This window comes from Paraburkholderia sp. (assembly GCF_035948235.1).
Lineage (GTDB): Bacteria > Pseudomonadota > Gammaproteobacteria > Burkholderiales > Burkholderiaceae > Paraburkholderia.
In genome coordinates this window covers 1-2,884 of sequence record NZ_DASZJJ010000196.1, presented here as the reverse complement: position 1 = coordinate 2,884, position 2,884 = coordinate 1, and the positions used below count along the sequence as shown (strand labels likewise).

Genomic DNA, 2,884 nt, shown 5'->3' with positions numbered 1-2,884 from the left:
TCTACATGTTGCGCGTTCTGCTTGGCATCGCAGAGGCCGGGCTCTTTCCGGCGCTCATGTACATGGTGACCTTGTGGTTTGCTCCCCAGGATCGCCCGGTGGTGGTCGGCTGGATCTATACGGCGCCGTCGCTTGCGCTGGTGATCGGCAGTCCTGTGGGCGGGGCGCTGATGCAGCTTGGGGGTATCGGCGGCCTGCATGGCTGGCAGTGGATGTTCATGATCGAAGGGCTGCCCAGCATCATCGTCGGCGTGCTGCTTTACTTCAAGCTGCCTGACCGGCCCACCGACGCGCGCTGGCTGTCGCCGCAACAGGCCGCCGCCCTGCAGGCGCGCGCGCTCGCCGATGCGCACGGCCATCACGTGCTGACCTCGACTCACTGGATCGCCGCGCTCAAGCGACCCAGCACGGTGCTGATCGGCCTCATCTACTTCCTGAACCAGGTGGCGTTCGTCGGCCTGTACTTCTTCGCGCCCGCCATCATCCATCAGATGAACGTAAATTCGCCGTTTGTCGTGGGCGTGCTTTCCGGCAGCGTGGGGCTGGGCTTTCTGCTTGGCGTGCTCGTGCTGCCGCGCATTCACCGGCGGCTGTCGAAAGACTGCGCGTATCTGGGCTGGCTCACGGCCGGCACGATCGTGGGCGCCTGCGCTTACCTGCACGCGGGCAGCCCGGCGGCGCGCATCGCATGCCTCACGATCACGGCGTTCTTTGGCGGTGGCGTGCTGCCTTCGTACTGGTCGATCGCGATGAAGCGTCTGCAAGGCATTCAGGCCGCGGCGGGGCTGGCTTTTATCAACACGCTGGGTTTGCTGGGCGGGTTCGTGGGACCGTATCTGTTCGGGCTTGCAGAGACGGGGTCGGGGCGCAGCGACGCCGGCTTCACGGTGATTATTGTGGCGTCGGTCGCGGGTCTTCTGCTGGTGCCGCTGCTCGCCAGAGCGATTCGCTACGAAACCCGTATGCCGTCGATATCGGTACAGGCCGCCGGAATGAATCGTTGAATTGAGTGACCAGAACAAGTGAGGAAGTCGATGAATGCAGTGGATCTTTTGAAGCCGAGACCCGGTTTGCGGGTTCTAGTCTCCGGTGCTGCGGCCGGCATTGGCGCGGCGATTGCTCACGCGTTTCTCGACGCCCACGCGCAGGTCTATATCTGCGACGTGGACGCCGCGGCCGTCGAGCAGGCGAAATCGCGGCGTCCCGCGCTGCATGGAAGCGTGGCGGACGTGTCGAAGCGCGAGCAGGTGGACCGCGTGGTGGAGGACGCCGCGAATCGGCTTGGCGGTCTGGATGTGCTCGTCAACAACGCCGGCATTGCCGGGCCGACGGGCAGTATCGAAGATCTCGATCCCGAGCAGTGGGAGCGCACCGTTTCCACCAATCTGGACAGTCAGTTCTATTTCCTTCATCGCGCCGTGCCGGTGCTTAAGCAAACGTCGGACTGTGCGTGCGTCATCGCACTTTCTTCGGTAGCGGGGCGCCTGGGCTACGCGTTCAGAACGCCCTATGCCTCGACCAAATGGGCGATCGTCGGGCTCGTCAAATCGCTGGCCGTCGAGCTGGGGCCGAGCGATATTCGCGTCAATGCGATATTGCCTGGCGTAGTGGAGGGCGAGCGGATGGATCGCGTGATCGCAGCGCGCGCCGATGCACTCCGTATCTCCTTCGAGGCGATGCGCGAGGAGTATCTGACGAAGATCTCGTTGCGACGCATGGTGACCGTCGACGACATTAGCGCGATGGCCTTGTTTCTGGCGTCACCTGCGGGCCGGAATGTTACCGGGCAGGCGATCAGCGTCGACGGGAACGTGGAGTATCTGTGAGGGAGCAGGCGGCGCCTGTTGCCAGGCGCTCGCACCGTTCGCGAGATTCAGGCACGGCTACGCGCCTGCGCCTCGCGCTTCCAGAGCCGCGGCGAGCGTCGCGGCCTTCTGCTATTCGCGCTGTTCGTGCTATTCCGCAGCCTGCTCGCGCATGCGACGGGCTTCGTCGCGCAGGAACTGCTGGTAGTCGTCCAGATCGCCGTCGAAGGGTTCGACACCGCCCTTGGTGACCAGCCAGAACTCGTCGCACACGGCGCGCAGGAGGGCCCGATCGTGACTGACCAGCATCACGGTGCCTTCGAATTCGTTGAGCGCCATGGCCAGCGCTTCGCGTGTGGCCAGGTCCAGGTGGTTGGTCGGCTCGTCGAGCAGCAGCAGGTTGGGGCGCTGCCACACGATCATGCACAGCACCAGCCGCGCCTTTTCGCCGCCGCTCATCGTGTGAACGGCCTGGTGCACCGTGTCGCCACTGAAGTTGAAGGTGCCGAGGAAGGTGCGCAGCGATTGTTCCGTGCCGCTCTGGCCGGGCGCGCGCATATGCGCCGGCGTGTCCCTGGCCAGCCGGATCATGTGCTCCATCGGCGTATCGTTCGGGCGCAGCACGTCGAGTTCCTGCTGGGCGAAGTAGCCGATGTTCAGGCCCTTGCCTTCGCTGATTTCGCCGGCAATTGGCGCCAGCGCGTGCGCCACCGTCTTCACCAGCGTGGACTTGCCCTGGCCGTTGGCGCCAAGAATGCCGATGCGCTGCCCGGCCAGCACAGACCGGTTGATGCCGCGCACGATGACCGTGGGCGGCGTGCCCGGCGCTGCGTCGCCCGGCGCAGGGTAGCCGAAGCTCGCGTCCAGCATCGACAACAGCGGATTCGGGACGTTGAGGGGCTCCTTGAACTCGAAGGTGAACTCCGCGTCTGCCAGCACGGGCGCGATCTTCTCCATGCGTTCGAGTGCCTTGACCCGGCTCTGCGCCTGTTTTGCCTTCGAGGCCTTGGCCTTGAAACGGTCGATGAACTTCTGCAGGTGGGCGATCTTGTCCGCCTGGCGGGCCGCAGCGGCCTGCT

3 protein-coding genes are annotated in these 2,884 nt (G+C 64.8%); 2 read left to right on the top strand and 1 reads right to left on the bottom strand.

All coding sequences use genetic code 11. The features are described 5' to 3' along the window. Together VG320_RS16915 and VG320_RS16910 are read left to right on the top strand one after the other, a co-directional pair. On the top strand, positions 1–1,004 hold a 1,004-nt coding region (locus tag VG320_RS16915; protein WP_327201238.1), incomplete at its 5' end, for an MFS transporter. Between the two features lie 30 nt (positions 1,005–1,034). Then, on the top strand, positions 1,035–1,826 hold the full coding sequence (locus VG320_RS16910; RefSeq protein ID WP_327201237.1) for an SDR family oxidoreductase: 792 nt from the start codon (positions 1,035–1,037) through the stop codon (positions 1,824–1,826). 129 nt (positions 1,827–1,955) lie between these two features. Here the strand turns inward: VG320_RS16910 and VG320_RS16905 are convergent. Continuing rightward, positions 1,956–2,884: ABC-F family ATP-binding cassette domain-containing protein (locus VG320_RS16905; RefSeq protein ID WP_327201236.1), on the bottom strand; the 929-nt coding region annotated here is incomplete at its 5' end.